The organism is Lacrimispora amygdalina, from assembly GCF_900205965.1.
Classification (GTDB): Bacteria; Bacillota; Clostridia; order Lachnospirales; family Lachnospiraceae; genus Lacrimispora; species Lacrimispora amygdalina_A.
Window position 1 is genome coordinate 34,396 of the sequence record NZ_OAOF01000008.1, and the last position, 14,428, is coordinate 48,823.

The 14,428-nt window shown below is 39.0% G+C and carries 16 protein-coding genes; 8 read left to right on the forward strand and 8 right to left on the reverse strand.

Features of this window, described 5'->3' with window-relative positions:
• Positions 1 to 24: 24 nt before the first annotated feature.
• The 5 genes from CRO04_RS12355 to CRO04_RS12375 form a co-directional block, all read right to left on the reverse strand.
• A complete protein-coding gene (locus tag CRO04_RS12355) occupies positions 25 to 831 on the reverse strand; it encodes an ABC transporter permease (RefSeq protein WP_097004557.1) in 807 nt (268 codons plus the stop codon).
• 15 nt (positions 832 to 846) lie between these two features.
• Positions 847 to 1,620: an ABC transporter permease gene (locus tag CRO04_RS12360; protein WP_097004558.1), complete on the reverse strand. Its 774-nt coding sequence runs from the start codon at positions 1,618 to 1,620 to the stop codon at positions 847 to 849.
• Positions 1,613 to 2,536, reverse strand: coding sequence for an ABC transporter ATP-binding protein (locus CRO04_RS12365; RefSeq protein WP_097004559.1), 924 nt, complete (start codon positions 2,534 to 2,536; stop codon positions 1,613 to 1,615). Before CRO04_RS12365 ends, CRO04_RS12360 begins: the two co-directional genes overlap by 8 nt.
• Positions 2,537 to 2,636: 100 nt before the next feature.
• A complete protein-coding gene (locus CRO04_RS12370) occupies positions 2,637 to 3,554 on the reverse strand; it encodes a sensor histidine kinase (RefSeq protein WP_420323213.1) in 918 nt (305 codons plus the stop codon).
• Between the two features lie 7 nt (positions 3,555 to 3,561).
• Complete coding sequence (locus CRO04_RS12375; RefSeq protein ID WP_097004560.1) at positions 3,562 to 4,257, reverse strand: response regulator transcription factor; 696 nt, start codon at positions 4,255 to 4,257, stop codon at positions 3,562 to 3,564.
• A 217-nt stretch (positions 4,258 to 4,474) separates the two neighbouring features.
• On the opposite strand from CRO04_RS12375, the gene CRO04_RS12380 reads away from it, so the two are divergent.
• Together CRO04_RS12380 and CRO04_RS25995 are read left to right on the forward strand one after the other, a co-directional pair.
• Complete coding sequence (locus CRO04_RS12380; RefSeq protein ID WP_097004561.1) at positions 4,475 to 5,200, forward strand: LytR/AlgR family response regulator transcription factor; 726 nt, start codon at positions 4,475 to 4,477, stop codon at positions 5,198 to 5,200.
• Positions 5,201 to 5,475: 275 nt separating this feature from the next.
• Positions 5,476 to 5,724, forward strand: coding sequence for an accessory gene regulator B family protein (locus CRO04_RS25995; protein WP_141400979.1), 249 nt, complete (start codon positions 5,476 to 5,478; stop codon positions 5,722 to 5,724).
• A 70-nt stretch (positions 5,725 to 5,794) separates the two neighbouring features.
• Here the strand turns inward: CRO04_RS25995 and CRO04_RS12390 are convergent, their stop codons facing one another.
• Positions 5,795 to 6,373 carry a dipicolinate synthase subunit B gene (locus tag CRO04_RS12390; RefSeq protein WP_097004563.1) on the reverse strand — a complete coding sequence of 193 codons (579 nt, stop codon included), beginning with the start codon at positions 6,371 to 6,373 and terminating at the stop codon, positions 5,795 to 5,797.
• A gap of 15 nt (positions 6,374 to 6,388) precedes the next feature.
• Complete coding sequence (gene dpsA, locus CRO04_RS12395) at positions 6,389 to 7,231, reverse strand: dipicolinate synthase subunit DpsA (RefSeq protein ID WP_097004564.1); 843 nt, start codon at positions 7,229 to 7,231, stop codon at positions 6,389 to 6,391.
• A gap of 120 nt (positions 7,232 to 7,351) precedes the next feature.
• Here dpsA and dapA point away from each other — a divergent pair, with 120 nt between their 5' ends.
• Both dapA and CRO04_RS12405 read left to right on the forward strand, forming a co-directional pair.
• Positions 7,352 to 8,248 carry a 4-hydroxy-tetrahydrodipicolinate synthase gene (dapA, locus tag CRO04_RS12400; protein WP_097004565.1) on the forward strand — a complete coding sequence of 299 codons (897 nt, stop codon included), beginning with the start codon at positions 7,352 to 7,354 and terminating at the stop codon, positions 8,246 to 8,248.
• Positions 8,249 to 8,404: 156 nt separating this feature from the next.
• Positions 8,405 to 10,426 (forward strand): methyl-accepting chemotaxis protein, encoded by a 2,022-nt coding sequence (locus CRO04_RS12405; RefSeq protein ID WP_166432547.1) that lies wholly within the window; start codon positions 8,405 to 8,407, stop codon positions 10,424 to 10,426.
• Positions 10,427 to 10,498: 72 nt separating this feature from the next.
• On the opposite strand, the gene CRO04_RS12410 is transcribed toward CRO04_RS12405, so the two are convergent.
• Positions 10,499 to 10,741 (reverse strand): HPr family phosphocarrier protein, encoded by a 243-nt coding sequence (locus CRO04_RS12410; RefSeq protein WP_166432548.1) that lies wholly within the window; start codon positions 10,739 to 10,741, stop codon positions 10,499 to 10,501.
• Between the two features lie 185 nt (positions 10,742 to 10,926).
• Between CRO04_RS12410 and CRO04_RS12415 the strand changes: the two genes are divergently transcribed.
• From CRO04_RS12415 to CRO04_RS12430, 4 genes are all read left to right on the forward strand, one after another.
• On the forward strand, positions 10,927 to 11,895 hold the full coding sequence (locus tag CRO04_RS12415; protein ID WP_097004568.1) for an AraC family transcriptional regulator: 969 nt from the start codon (positions 10,927 to 10,929) through the stop codon (positions 11,893 to 11,895).
• A gap of 93 nt (positions 11,896 to 11,988) precedes the next feature.
• Positions 11,989 to 12,393 (forward strand): hypothetical protein, encoded by a 405-nt coding sequence (locus tag CRO04_RS12420; protein WP_097004569.1) that lies wholly within the window; start codon positions 11,989 to 11,991, stop codon positions 12,391 to 12,393.
• A gap of 25 nt (positions 12,394 to 12,418) precedes the next feature.
• Positions 12,419 to 13,339: a DUF2156 domain-containing protein gene (locus tag CRO04_RS12425; protein ID WP_097004570.1), complete on the forward strand. Its 921-nt coding sequence runs from the start codon at positions 12,419 to 12,421 to the stop codon at positions 13,337 to 13,339.
• Positions 13,340 to 13,341: 2 nt separating this feature from the next.
• Positions 13,342 to 14,391 (forward strand): GNAT family N-acetyltransferase, encoded by a 1,050-nt coding sequence (locus tag CRO04_RS12430; RefSeq protein WP_097004571.1) that lies wholly within the window; start codon positions 13,342 to 13,344, stop codon positions 14,389 to 14,391.
• The last annotated feature ends 37 nt before the right edge of the window (positions 14,392 to 14,428 follow it).

Consider the following 14,428-nt stretch of genomic DNA (forward strand, 5'->3'; position numbering starts at 1 on the left):
CCTTATTATTAATTTTGGGCTATATCAGCTCTCTTTTTTTTGCCCTTGTCTTAAAAAGATATTGTTCTTTTTAATTTTTATCGATTTTTCAGGCGGGTCAGTAAATAAAATAATTTGGCTGGTGAGCAAAAGTACGACAGCCAGAGTTAAAACTGAGATAAAAAGATTAGCAGGTTCAGCTGTATTCATGTATATTCTTGTATCAAACTGAATTACAGTAAGACCGGATAATATGGGGTACAAACTGCGAAGAGTGACATTTTTTATAAACATAGAGCTATATCCAAATAGAAATGATATAATAACGCCCCCCATAAAAGCATCGCGTTTCCGACTAGTGAAAGTGATAATGGGAAGAACTGAAATAAATGTACAGAGGGCTAAAGCAGGCATTTGAATAAGACCTTTCAACAAGATAGCTGCGCTTAAACCAGTAATACCAGTTACCAATCCTACAATTATAGTTACTAAGAAGCTATAAAAACCAAATAACACACTAATTATACCCATAGTAATCAGTTTTCCAATAATAAGATTTTGAAAACTGATAGGAATTGTGAATATACTTTTAAGTGTATCATCTGTATATTCACGATTAATTAAGTACCCACCGATCAATGTGAAGGTAACTGGCATAAAAATAGTTGCGTTGTTCCAGATAGTATTATCTATCATTGCAGAGATATTAAAATTTTGTATCTGGGCTTCGGGAGTAGAGACAGTTTGTGTAAAAACTGAGAGAATAGCTGGGAAAGTCATTCCAATCATACCAATAAGCAGAATATTAAATCGTTTTAATTTTATGAACTCTGTTTTTATAATACAGATCATGAAGAAGCTCCTTTCTTAATTTTCTCTGTTGTCGTAGATCCGGAACATTATATAAATGCATATAAATGCCTCGAGCAGAAGTACAAAAAAACAAATGGGTGTAGATGCAAAATATTGGCTAAAGCGCTTATAAAAAGCAGTTTGTATATCTCCGGCTGGTTTATAAAACTGATATAACCATCGAAATATCATTGGGACAGGCATTAAAGTACCGGCATTCAATCCAATAGGCTGCATCATTATTGCATCGCTGAAATGCATTACATAGTTTGTAAGGGTGTAAAAGAAAACTATGATAATAGAGAGCAAATAGCTTTTATTAAACCAGATAACCAAAACAATACATGGAAGGGCGGCAGCCCATATCAGTATACCTGTAGACACAGTCAGAAAAAATTGAAAAAAAGGGTCAACAATTGGAATGTTTTTAATGACGGCAATTACCGTACTGACAGCAAAACCAGTAATCTGAAATGTAATTGAAAAAAGCAATAAAACCAACAGCTTTACAATCACCAACTTTTTTGGTGGTATAGGAATACAAAGTAGATTTTTAAGAGTGTTATTATCCTGCTCCACAAAAAAAAGATTAGCGGCCAGAATGATGAGCATAGGCATTAAAAGTAAAAAAGCATTGTCTTCCCTCACACCGGATTGTATACTTGCAAAATTAAATTCTGATAACAGTGCAGAATTAAAAACAGGAAAAATTAATGCAGCCAGTATACCAAATAAAAAGATTTTTCTTCTTTTAAATTTGATAAACTCTGCATAAAGAAGATTAGGCAATTCCTTCACCTCCTGTTACACGTTTAAAATAATCTTCCAGTGTATCTTCGCATGTATGCGCTTCAGAGACCTCCAACCCATTCTCTATGAAAGTTCGGTTTAATAAGGAGACAGATAGATTATCATCATATAGACGAATGCTGTGGTTTCCTTCAACAATAAAGTTTACTGTTTTAAAATTTTTTTCCAATATTCTGGCGGCCTGGGCCGGATCAGATACCACAAAATTAATATATTTACTATTTTTATCTTCTAATTCAGAAAGACTTTGTTCTTCCAGCAGAATACCGTGATCAATAATTCCAATATCGTCTGCCAGCAAAGCAATTTCAGATAGAATATGGCTTGATATTAGAATTGTTTTCTTTTTTACTTCACATAGTTCACGTATAAAGGTGCGAACCTCAGCAATTCCTATGGGATCAAGTCCATTGATAGGTTCGTCTAGAATCAGCAGCTCAGGATCATGCATGATAGCGAGAGCAATGGCCAGGCGCTGTTTCATGCCAAGTGAATATTGTGAAAACAACTTCCTGTCATTATAAGGTAAACCAACCACTTCTAAAGCACTTTCAATTGCATTGCGTTTTGAGACTCCTCTGAGAAGCGCATAAATTTTTAGATTTTCAGTTCCTGTTAAATTCGGATAAAATCCGGGCGCTTCTATAAGACTTCCAATTCGTGGTAATATTTTTCCTTCGTTTCCATATATGTTTTCACCAAATATACTGATTTCTCCAGAAGTGGGATTTGATAAATTTAAGAGCATTTTCATAGTTGTTGTTTTCCCTGCTCCATTTCTGCCAAGCAAACCGTAGATTCGCCCTTGTTTTACGTGTAGATTCAGGTTATCAACACTTTTTTGCTCTCCATAATGTTTAGAAAGATTTTTTGTTTCAATAATTAATTCATTCAAACCGTAAACCTCCTTTTCTTATTGAGATTATACTAACATACCAACCTTGCATTAACCTTGCCTCAACCTTGCGGGAACCTTGTATTTGCCTTATATGTCTTTAATTTGCAGCGGGAAAGCGGACTATAAAAATAGTATAATGATTTGGTTCACTCTCCGCTTCAATCATACCATTCATTTTCTCCACAAGCTGCCTGACAATTGACAAACCTAACCCGCTTCCTTTGTCAGAGCGTCCTTTATCACATTTGTACAACCGTTCAAAGATGTGCTGTAGATCAGCTTCATTAATTCCGATTCCGTTGTCTTTTATCCGGACTACGATATTGGTTTCTTCTTTTTCCATCTGTATCGTTATTATGGAAGCCTGACTGTGGCTGATAACGTTTTGAACAAGATTGTTTATAATTCGTTCATAACAATCAGGATCTACATTTGTCAAAAAGGGCTTTTCAGGAATCTCTATTTCAAAATGAATTCGTTTTTCTTCAAATATGGGAACCCAGTTTTTCAAGATATTACGTGTCAGTTCAGCCAGTTCAATTTGCTGCGGATATAAAGTAAATTCGCTTGAATTTAATTTAAACCAGTCAAATAATACATCAATATAATTTTTTAGGTCATGAGCTTTTAGTCTTGCAGTTTCAATATAGTTTTCATAATCTTCCGGGGAGGCTACGCCCCTGTGTATCGCATCTAAATACCCGATAAGAGTAGTTAGTGGTGTTCTTACATCATGAGAAAGGCTGGTCATAAGCTGGCGATTCGCTTCGTCCGCTGTTCTGAACTTATAAATTTGTTCTTCGTAGCTATAAACAATTTCATTTAATTTATAGGAGAGCTCTGCAGTCAGTTCATTGCTGGCAGCCAGAATTTTTCGGTTGCCATTACCAGACCCAATATCTGATAAAGTCTCTGACATTTCCTGTATCTGTTTTCTGATACTGATTAATTTTGCAAAACTGATTCCACCAAGAAATAATGATACGCACAGAAGTAAACCTAGGATATATGTCAGTGTCACTTTATACCTCCCTGTTAAAACGGTAACCAATTCCTTTTACCGTCTGAATATACATTGGCGATCCTGAATCTGGTTCTATTTTTTTTCGGAGACGGCTGATAATGGCCATAATATTGCTGTCATCGTATACATAATCTTCACCCCAGACCTCTTCGTATATCTGCTGTTTGGTTAATATTTTCCCCTGGTTTTTTGCACAATAAAGTAAAATATCAAACTCTTTAGGCGGTAATTCCAATGTGCCATTTTTTGTAGTCACACTTCGGTTGTCAATATCAATAATTAATCCTTTATAGCTAAGCGGCTGTGATGTGTCGCCCGTGCTATTAAAACGGGTGTATCTGCGGATCAGTGAAATGATTCGGGCTATTAATTCCTCCATATTAAAAGGTTTTGTTAAATAGTCATCAGCACCGGAACGGAGACCGAAGATTTTTGATGCGTTGTCGTTTTTAGACGTCAGCATGAGAACCGGAATGCTGCTTATCTGTCTTATTTTCTCAAGAATCTGAAATCCATCCATTCCAGGTATCATTACATCCAGGATTATAAGCTGATACTCCATTTTTTCAAGAAAAGCCAGTCCCTCAAGGCCTGAGTAGCAGTAATCAGCAGTTATATTTTCTTTTGCAACACTCTGCCTGATTAAAGAACACAATTCTTTATCATCATCAATTACTAAAATATTATAGTTCATATTTAGTCCCCCTAATATTATAATTTTCATTTTTAGTGTAAACTCAGAAACGAATATTTTCAAGAGAATTAAATTAGATATGAATGTACTTATAAAAATATAAAAGGTTACTGATGATAAATATTCGCTATTTTTTATTAATTATGTTATTTTTATAAAAAAAATGTTAAAATGTAATTGCTATATCTAATCAGTTGTTTATTTTAGGGGGGCTAACATGATTAATATCGCAATTTGTGATGATGACAATTTATTCTCAGGTCAGTTGGATACTTTTTTGCATGTAATATCTAAAAATGAATGGAAGAATATTGAAACTGAGATATTCGAAGATGGACAAGAATTAGCTGATTATGTTACGAAGGGAGAAAAGTATGATTTAATTTTTATGGATATAGAAATGAAAGTAGAAGATGGATTATCAGCTGCTAAGAGAATTAGAAAAATTGATAAAAATGTTCTGATTGTATATGTTACCAGTCACGAGATCTATATGAAGCAGTCTTTTGATATGAGGCCTTTTCGCTTTCTCACAAAGCCTATTGATAATGAAATTCTTAAGAAATGTTTTTTTGAAGCATGTGAAGAAATTGAAACAAACAATTATTATTTCAAATTTCGATATCAAAGAATAAACTGGAAAATTCCTGTAAAAGATATTTTGTATTTCGAGAGTCAAAAGCGAAAAGTAAGAATAATAACCCAAAATGGTTATTATATAATGTATGAAAAAATGAATGAGATAGAAAAAATGATAACAAAGGAGAAAATAAATTTCCTAAGAGTGCATCAGTCTTTTCTGGTTAATTACAGGCATATTGAAGGTCTGGCATATGATCGAATAATCATGGATAATGGACAGATTATTTCTATAAGCGAAGATAGAAGGAAAATAGTCAGTGAAGAATATTGTATGATTGGAGATGATTTAGATGTTAATTAACCAATTATATCAATTGACTATAAATATAGCGCTTGCTGTATTTTCGGTATATTTGCTTAATGCATACCTGGAAATATTTCTGGTAATTAATACAAATAGAAATAAAGTCTTAATATCGAATTTAATATTTGGAGTATGGCAGTTGTCTATAAACAAATTAATTATTTTACCTCAAACTATTAACATTATAATCTCGATATTAATGACTATATTAGTTGCTTCACTTGCTTTTAAGGATAACTATTGGAAAAAAATAATTTTTAGCCTATTATTTAATGCAGTTGCTGCTGATGATTGCACCAGTTCCAACTATAAACAGACAAATAGATATTTTAGAAAGTAAGTACCTGACTAAAAAAATAAAATTTATTTTTTTACTGATTGTATTAGTAAATGTGATTTTAACTTTTCTCTCTTATGTAAATTATATTTCATTAATAGCAATGACTATGATAGTTGTTTTACTCTCGGCTATTGCAGGAAAGATAAAATATCACTATGAAGTGAGTAAAAATAAAATCTGATGATTACCCTAATAGTTTAACACAGAATCTTTTTCTGTGTCTTACTATTAGGGTATATTTTAGTTGTTTTTTAAATAATTACCGGCTGAATCTGTTTCCCCTCCAGCGCATATTCCAGTGTCTTACAGATCATATCTGTGCGGGCAATCATGGAATTTGGTTTTTTAACCGGATTATCCTGGCCAAAGGGAACAAAATAAATATTTTTCACATTGTAAAGAGTACCGATATTTTTAAAATTCATACCAAGTGCATCATTGGTGGAAAGGGAGATAACAAGAGGCTTTTCATTTCTTAAATGAGCTTTTGCAGCCATAAGGACCGGAGTGTCGGTAATTCCATTGGCCAGCTTTGCAAGTGTGTTGCCTGTGCAGGGAGCAATAAGAAGGATATCCAGATATCCTTTGGGACCAATGGGTTCTGCTTCTTCCAGCCGCAGTATGGGCTGGTTACCGGCGATCTTCGTAATCCGGTCAATAAATTCTTTTGTGCTGCCAAACCGGGAATCAGTGGTTTGGACGTTGGAAGAAAAAATAGGATAGATATCTGCACCTTCATCCGCAAGGACTTTTATTTCTTCTTCTATTTTGTCAAAAGTACAAAAGGACCCGGTAATCGCCAGGCCTACTTTCTTTCCTTCCAGTTTCATAAAATACTCCTTTGCCTAAACAGTTTCAGATAAACAGGTGAGAATCGCTTCATACAGAATTTTCGCCGAGGTTTCGGGAGCATAGATTCCAGGGAGACCGAGACAAAGTTTTGCACGGATTCCCTGCTGACTGCAGGCATCAAAGTCCACACCGCCAGGGGCGGAAGCAATATCAATAATGGTTGCTGTCCGCGCTGTTAAAGAAACCAGTTCTTCAGGGATAACCAGCGCGGGTATGGTATTGAAGATATAGTCATATTTTCCAATTTCCTTTTCTAAATCACGAAGCAAAACAGTCTGAAAACCCATGGCTGAAGCGAGAGCCAGCTGGTTTGCTTTTCTTCCCGCAATGGTAATTGTTAAATCAAGCCCCTTTAGTTTCAGCGCCAGTGTCCTGGCACATCTTCCAAAGCCTGTAATCAGGCATTTGCTTTGATGGAGACATCCTGGGCTTAACCGAATCGCCTCAGCAATTGCGCCTTCTGCAGTTGCAATGGTGTTTTTTATGGTGACATCTTCCATATCCATATAGTCAAAGCAGCCAATTTCATTTTTTCTGGCATATTCTTTTACGTAAGACGGAATGCCACCTCCAAACAGGATATGATTAGAGGTGAGATGGCTTAAGAGATCGCCAATTCCAAGGTCACTTATAACATGCTCAGAAGACAGGCTGATTTTATCCCTGGTAAATGGTATAGGGCAGAGAATAATATTGCAGTTTTCCATGGCTTCCTTCAGAGAGAAGTCCGGATCGTCTCCGCCGGAATGAAGAACATTAAAAAAGCCGTTTTCAGATAAAATGCGGCTTAAATAAAGCTGTCTTGAGTCGCCGCCTAATAGAAGAAATTTATACATACGGTCATCACTCCTTATACTGGTTTATATGATTGAAAAAAATGTTTTGTGTATGGTACCAACCCGGAATGTTTGTCATATTTGTGTTAGTATGAACCTATTTTTTAGGAATGAGTGTCTATGAATAATGGGATTTTTAAAGGCTCTGCTGCAGCCATTGTTACCCCCATGGATAAACAAGGCAGTCTGGACCTTACAGCAATGGAACGGCTGCTGAAATTTCAGCTGGAAAATGGTACAGATGCGATTTTAGTAAACGGAACAACAGGTGAATCCTCGACTCTGCAGGAAAAGGAAAAGCTGGAACTGCTGGAATTTGTGATACATTATGTAAATCACAGGGTTCCGGTTATTATGGGAACAGGAAGCAATTCAACGTCCTGTTCCATCCAGCTTTCCAGAAAGGCACAATCATTGGGTGCATCGGCGCTTTTGCTGGTTACACCGTACTATAATAAGACATCCCAGCACGGACTGGTGGAGCATTTTAATACCATAGCGGACCGCGTTGATATACCGGTGATCTTATACAACGTCCCCACGCGTACAGGAGTTAATATTGAACCGGAAACTTATTTAAAGCTTTCAGAACATCCCAACATCAGGGCCGTAAAGGAGGCTGGAGGAAATATCTCCCACATTGCAAAAACTGCAGCTCTCTGCGGGGACCGGCTGGACCTGTATTCCGGAAATGATGATCAGACGGTACCGGTTATGTCTCTTGGAGGAAAGGGTGTGATTTCCGTTCTGGCAAATATCATGCCTTATGAGATGCATACCATGTGTGAGCTGTTTTTTAAGGGAGAGATCAAGAAAAGCAGGGATATGCAGCTGGAACTGCTGCGGATTATGAATGCCATGTTTATGGATGTGAACCCTGTTCCGGTAAAAGCTGCCTTATCCATACTGGGATTGTGTGAGGAAAAGTACAGGCTGCCTCTGGTTCCGTTAAAAGAATCGGATAAAGAAAAACTGAAAAATATTATGGATTTATATTTTCCAATGCAGACATTATAAAAAAAAGCGGGGTGTTTAGTGGGTTTCAAACGACCCCGCTTTCATTTCTTTCGAATATTAAGTAAATTCTTTGTTTTATTAATTGATATTCTTTGCAGTTGCTATCCAGAAATCTCCATGCTATATTAAGGATAATTATGGGGAGAAAGGATGTCTATGATGAACAAGAGAAAAAAACGCATATTTACAAAGCTGCTCTTCGGGATTTCCATGCCAGTTATAATCATTTTAATCTTATCAGGATTTCTGATTACCACGCAGGTGGGTAACAGTATGGAACGCCAGTCTATGGAAAATCTTAATTCGGCATCCTTAGCGGCAGCAAATCAGGTGGACTCATTTCTGACTTTTTATCTGGCGGAGATGAAGAGTGCCGCAGCGAGTGAACAGGTGGAGACATATCTAAAGAATGCCACTGGGAAAGTTCGGCTTCCGGATAGTGAGGGGTATCCGGAAATCAAGAAAACCCTGGATAAGCTGCAGGCAACGGATAAGGATAATATTCTTGCTGCATGGATTGCAGATCTGGATCTCAGTCAGGTTACACAATCGGATAACTTCACATCCGAAGACGGCTGGGATATCTCAAGCAGGCCCTGGTACCGCGCCATGGAGCTGGATCACCCGATACTGACAGAACCGTATGCGGATGCAAGCACAGGACAGGTGATTGTCAGTGCTGTCTGCGGTGTTTTTGATGGCAGTACAGGAAAACCACTGGGTGTAATGGGACTGGACATTAAACTGTCCCAGCTTGTTACGATCATGGGCAATTACCGGATCGGAACAGACGGCTTTGTAGTTCTGGCTACAGAGGGCGGACAAATTGTATATCATCCGAATAATGACATGATTCAGAAGAATGTGGCGGAAGTGGATATGTCAGAAAATATTAAACAGGCCATAACCACACAGGCAGCAGGAAACTATAAGTACACCATGAATCAGGAATCGTATTTTGGAGCTGTAAACCGGGTGGGGGACTCCGGCTGGCTTGTACTTTCCAGTATTCCAAAATCGGAAGCGCTTGCTTCCCGTACGGCTGTGACCACTACAATTACAGCAGTCTTTTTTCTGGGTTCAGCGTTATTGGTATTATTAATTTTTCTGATTTCCAAGGGCATGACAAAACCGCTTAGAAAACTGTCTCATGTTGCAGAACAGATTGCTAAAGGCAAGCTGGATCTCGCCATGGAAAACTTTGACAATGATGAAATCGGTATGGTTGCTTCTTCTTTGGGAAATACCGTATTGCAGCTGAAAGATTACGTAAACTATATCGATGAGATTACTTCTGTTCTCAATCAGATTGCAGACAGAAATCTTGCCTTCCAGCTGGAATATGATTACAAAGGGAATTTTGAAAAGGTAAAGAGTGCCCTGCTTAAGATCCGTACAACTTTAACCGCGACGATGGAACGGATCGTATCTGCGTCAGAACAGGTGGCTTATGGATCGCAGAATATATCCGGCAGCGCACAGGCTCTTGCCCAGGGCGCGACGGAGCAGGCCAGCGCTGTTGAGGAACTGGCAGCTACCATCAATGATATCTCACATAACATTGAAAAGAATGCACAGGATTCCACCAGTGCAAATGAGCAGGCGGTTAATGCAGCCAATGAACTGGAAATCAGCAGCAGGCATATGGAGGCACTGGTTAATGCCATGGAGGAAATCAGTGAAAATTCCGCGGAGATCAGCAAGATTATAAAGACCATTGAGGATATCGCCTTCCAGACCAATATCCTGGCGCTGAATGCGGCTGTAGAAGCGGCCCGGGCAGGAGAAGCGGGAAAAGGCTTTGCTGTTGTAGCAGATGAAGTCCGCAACTTAGCTTCTAAAAGTTCAGAAGCAGCGCAGAATACCACACACCTGATTGAGGGTTCCATTCAGTCGGTCATGAATGGTTCCAGCCTGGTGAAGGAGGCGGCAGAGTCCTTATCAACAGCAGTAGCGGGAACCCGTTCCGTCTCCGGAATGATTGAGCGGATCTCACAAGCCTCCGTAAGACAATCGGAAGCGATCCGCCAGGTTACGGTAGGGATTGATCAGATTTCAGCAGTGGTACAGACGAATTCCGCAACTGCGGAGGAAAGTGCCGCAGCCAGCAAAGAGTTGTCTGATATGGCAAATGTGTTAAAAGAACTGGTAGAGGAATTTCAGTTAAATAATCAATAAAATAAATATGAGGCTGTTAAACCAATCAATTAAGATTCGGTTTCGCGGCCTCTTTTTATTAGTATGTATTAATCACGCAGTTTTTTGATCTACCAGAAATGCGGATATGGATTCCAGAACTTCGTCATGGTGGTTGTTGTAAATAATCAGTTCCAGATCGGTGTCGGAACAGATGGTCATGATACCCAGAAAGGATTTGGCATCTATGATAATACTGCCTCTGCAAATGTCCATATCACATTCAAATTTATTTACTGTTTTTACGAATGCAGTTGCTTCTTCAATGTTTGTTAAACGTATTGGATATCTTTTCATATGTCCCACCTCTTGCGTTTTGTGATAATTGTATAAATATGAATACATCACTAGATTATAAAATTCATTTTACAAATAAACTATGTCCAATTTTGTATAAAAACCGTCTTTTCTTGCAAACAATATGGAAAAGGTGATATAATAAATGGGGGAAGGTCATGTGAGTCTGCCGTTTGGAGGTAAATATGGATGAAAAACTTCTGAAATTTTTAAGGAATACATCGGAAGAAAAAAACGGTATTATCAAAGATGCATCTTCAATTGTGTCATACTATTTAAAAGAACCGGGAAGCAATGTGGTAGACAAGGATAAGCTCATTGAACCGGGAAGACTGATGAGCCTTTACTGTCAGCCGCCTCATATAGCAATTCCGGACCACAGTCATAATTATGTGGAGCTGGTTTATATGTACAACGGTACCACAACCCAGGTGATTAATAAAACCAGACGAATTAAGCTGGAGACCTATGATCTCCTTCTTTTAAGGCAGGGAACCAGCCATGCCATAGAACCAGCCGGCGAAGATGACATCGCAGTTCATTTTTTTCTCATGCCGGAGTTCTTTTCCCATCCTTCGTTAATCACAGAGGATGGAAGTATCTTAAGACATTTTATTGCAGGTGCTGTATTAGGAAATCATTCGGTAGCGGATTATCTGCATTTTAGGCTGCAGGATATTCTTCCGGCCAGGAATCTTCTGGAGAATATGATCTGGTCTTTGATGGTGGGAAAAAAGTGCAGGCAGGAGATTAATCAGGTGACGATGTCCATGCTGGTCATGGAGCTGCTTCATGACGCAGATCAGGTAAAATCCTACGATACGGTCCGGTATGAAGAGCAGATTGCATTAACTGCGCACCAGTATCTGGAGAATAACTATTCCACGGCGACACTGGAGGAATTCTGCTTAACGGTCATGCAGCCCACCTATTATGTAAGCCGACTGTTTAAGCGGTATTATCAGATGACGTTTACTGAATGCCTGCAGCTCATCCGGCTTTGCAGGGCAGCCAATTGTCTGACCGCATCCTGCAAACCTGTGGAAGAGATTATCCAGGAAATTGGATATGAAAACAGCAGTTATTTTCATCGGCTGTTTAAAGAACGCTATGGTTTGACGCCGAAGCAGTACCGGGATAAATCCAGGGATTAATTCTGAAAAGATTATGAAATATGTGCTCATAACATTGACTTTGGCTGGATAGGTTATTATAGTTAAGGCAAAGAAAAGGGGCGATAACAAAGCATGAATCAAATGAAAGATCAGTTTATAAGATTTATGACCGGAAGATATGGCGTCGATAAGCTGGGACGGTTTTTAACGGCAGCAGCATTTGTATTATTTATAGCTGGTCTGTTTATAAGGGGTCCATGGTTGGATTTCATAGCGGCAGCAGTCCTTGCGGTAAGCTATTACCGTATGTTTTCAAGAAATATCAGGAGACGTTTTGAAGAAAATCAAAAGTTTGAGCGGCTTTGCTATTCTGTTGCGGAAGCTTTCCGCAGATGGCGTTTCCGGCTGCAGCAGGCGGTAAAGTTTCATATATATAAGTGCCCCGGCTGCGGACAGAAAATCAGGATACCAAGAGGAAAAGGAAAGATAAAAATTCATTGTCCCAAGTGTAATGCTGATTTTATTAAGAAAAGCTAGTGATAAAATATAGAAGGGAACAATTATGAGTTTACAATTTAAGCCGATCGAGGCGATCGATGTTGAAAAGATAACTCCATTTTACGCCTTGCGGGCAAATAAGACCTGTGATAGTGTGTATCTGGATTGTTTTATCTGGAGAGAGTACTATCATGTGAAATACGCAATCAGCGATAACAAGGCGCTGCAGTTTTTAATGGAAAAGGATGGCCAGCCATTTACAGCCATGCCGATGTGCAGGGAAGAAGATCTTCCTTATTATTTTAACGAAATGGTGGAATATTTTAATAAAGAGTTAAACAAGCCCCTTCGCATCTCCCTGGCGGATGAAGCGGCTGTTCAGTATTTAAATCTGGATCCCGATCAGTTTGAGGTGAAAGAAGTAGAGGATTTAAAGGATTATCTTTATAGTGCCGAAGCATTAAGGACATTATCCGGGAAAAAGCTTCACAAAAAAAAGAATCATCTGAATTCCTTTTTAAAGGAATATGACGGAAGATACGAATACCGGACGCTGTGCTGCTCAGACAGGGACAGTGTAGTGGAGTTCTTAAATGAATGGTGGGAGAATAAGGTTGAGGCAGCGGAATTTGTCCGTCAGCTGGACTACGAGGTCATGGGAATTCACAGTATCTTAAAGAACTGCGCCTTTTTAAATGTAAGAATGGCAGGCGTATTTATAGACGGTGTATTAAAGGCCTTCACCATAGGAAGCTACAACCCATTTGAAAAAATGGCAGTCATTCATATCGAAAAGGCTGATCCCAATGTAAAAGGTCTTTACCAGTTTATTAACCAGCAGTTTATCACACATGCATATCCGGAAGAGTTACTACTGGTGAACCGGGAAGACGATGTAGGCATGGAAGGCTTAAGAAGAGCGAAGATGTCCTATTATCCAATTGATTTTGCAAGAAAATACGCGGTAGTACAGAAGGGTTTCTAACTATGGTACGGTATTTGAAGCAGGAAGAAAAAAGTGAAAGCCGGGCATTGTGGGAAAACGTTTTTTCTGAAGATTCCAAGAGCTTTCTGGATTATTATTATTCGGACAGAGTCCGGAAGAATAAGATATTAACCGCGTGGAGCGCAGATCATTTAGCTGCAATGCTCCATCGGAATCCTTATGATGTGGTGGTAAAAGACCGCATATGGAAGGTGGATTATATCGCTGGAGTTGCTACGGATCCGGCATTCAGGCACCAGGGCTATATGAGAAGGCTGTTAAACCGGTGCTTTTTGGATATGTATATGGAACGGATGGAATTTTCCTTTCTGGTTCCGGCTAATCCTGCTATCTACCATCCCTTTGATTTTACCTATATCTGCGATCTGCCGGAACGTGTGCTGAATGAAAAAGGCAGGACCCAGTTAAGCCGCCGTGCGTTTATGGAACGGTCGGATGACAGCAGAGAGGCCGCCAGATTTGTAGGCCGTCAGCTGGAAAAGAAGTATGAGGTATATGCTCACAGAGATGAGGAGTATTACCGGAATTTATGCAGAGAGGTAAGAAGTGACAGAGGAGATATGCTCTTTTTGTTTACCAGAGATGAGAGGGAGCGGCTTGCAGGCGTCTGGGCTTATTACGGAGAACTTGCACAAACGCAGAGAGAGCTCATTGTTCTTGATGATTATGTGAAGGAAGTGGGCAATTTAAGACCTGCTGTTATGGGCCGCATCATTCATCTGGAGCAGTTTGTAAAAGTGATCCGGCTGAAAGAAGACTGCCCTGTCAGCGAGATGGAGCTGTTTATCGAAGTAAAGGATGAGTTTATACGGCAGAATAGCGGTGTATTTCTCTGGAAGCTTAAGAAAGACGGTTCTGTTATGACGCCGGTATCCGAGAATAATAAAATAAAACCTCATCTGTTCATGGGAATCAGTGAACTGACTTCCTGGCTTTTCGGATATGGAATGCCGGAGGTGCCGGAAAACCGTCAATCGATGGTTGACCGGATCAGACCTTTAGAAGGTGTATATTTTGATGAAATAACCTGATTTTTCTTTGTCGGAAATCAGTTTGGGGCGGATTCAG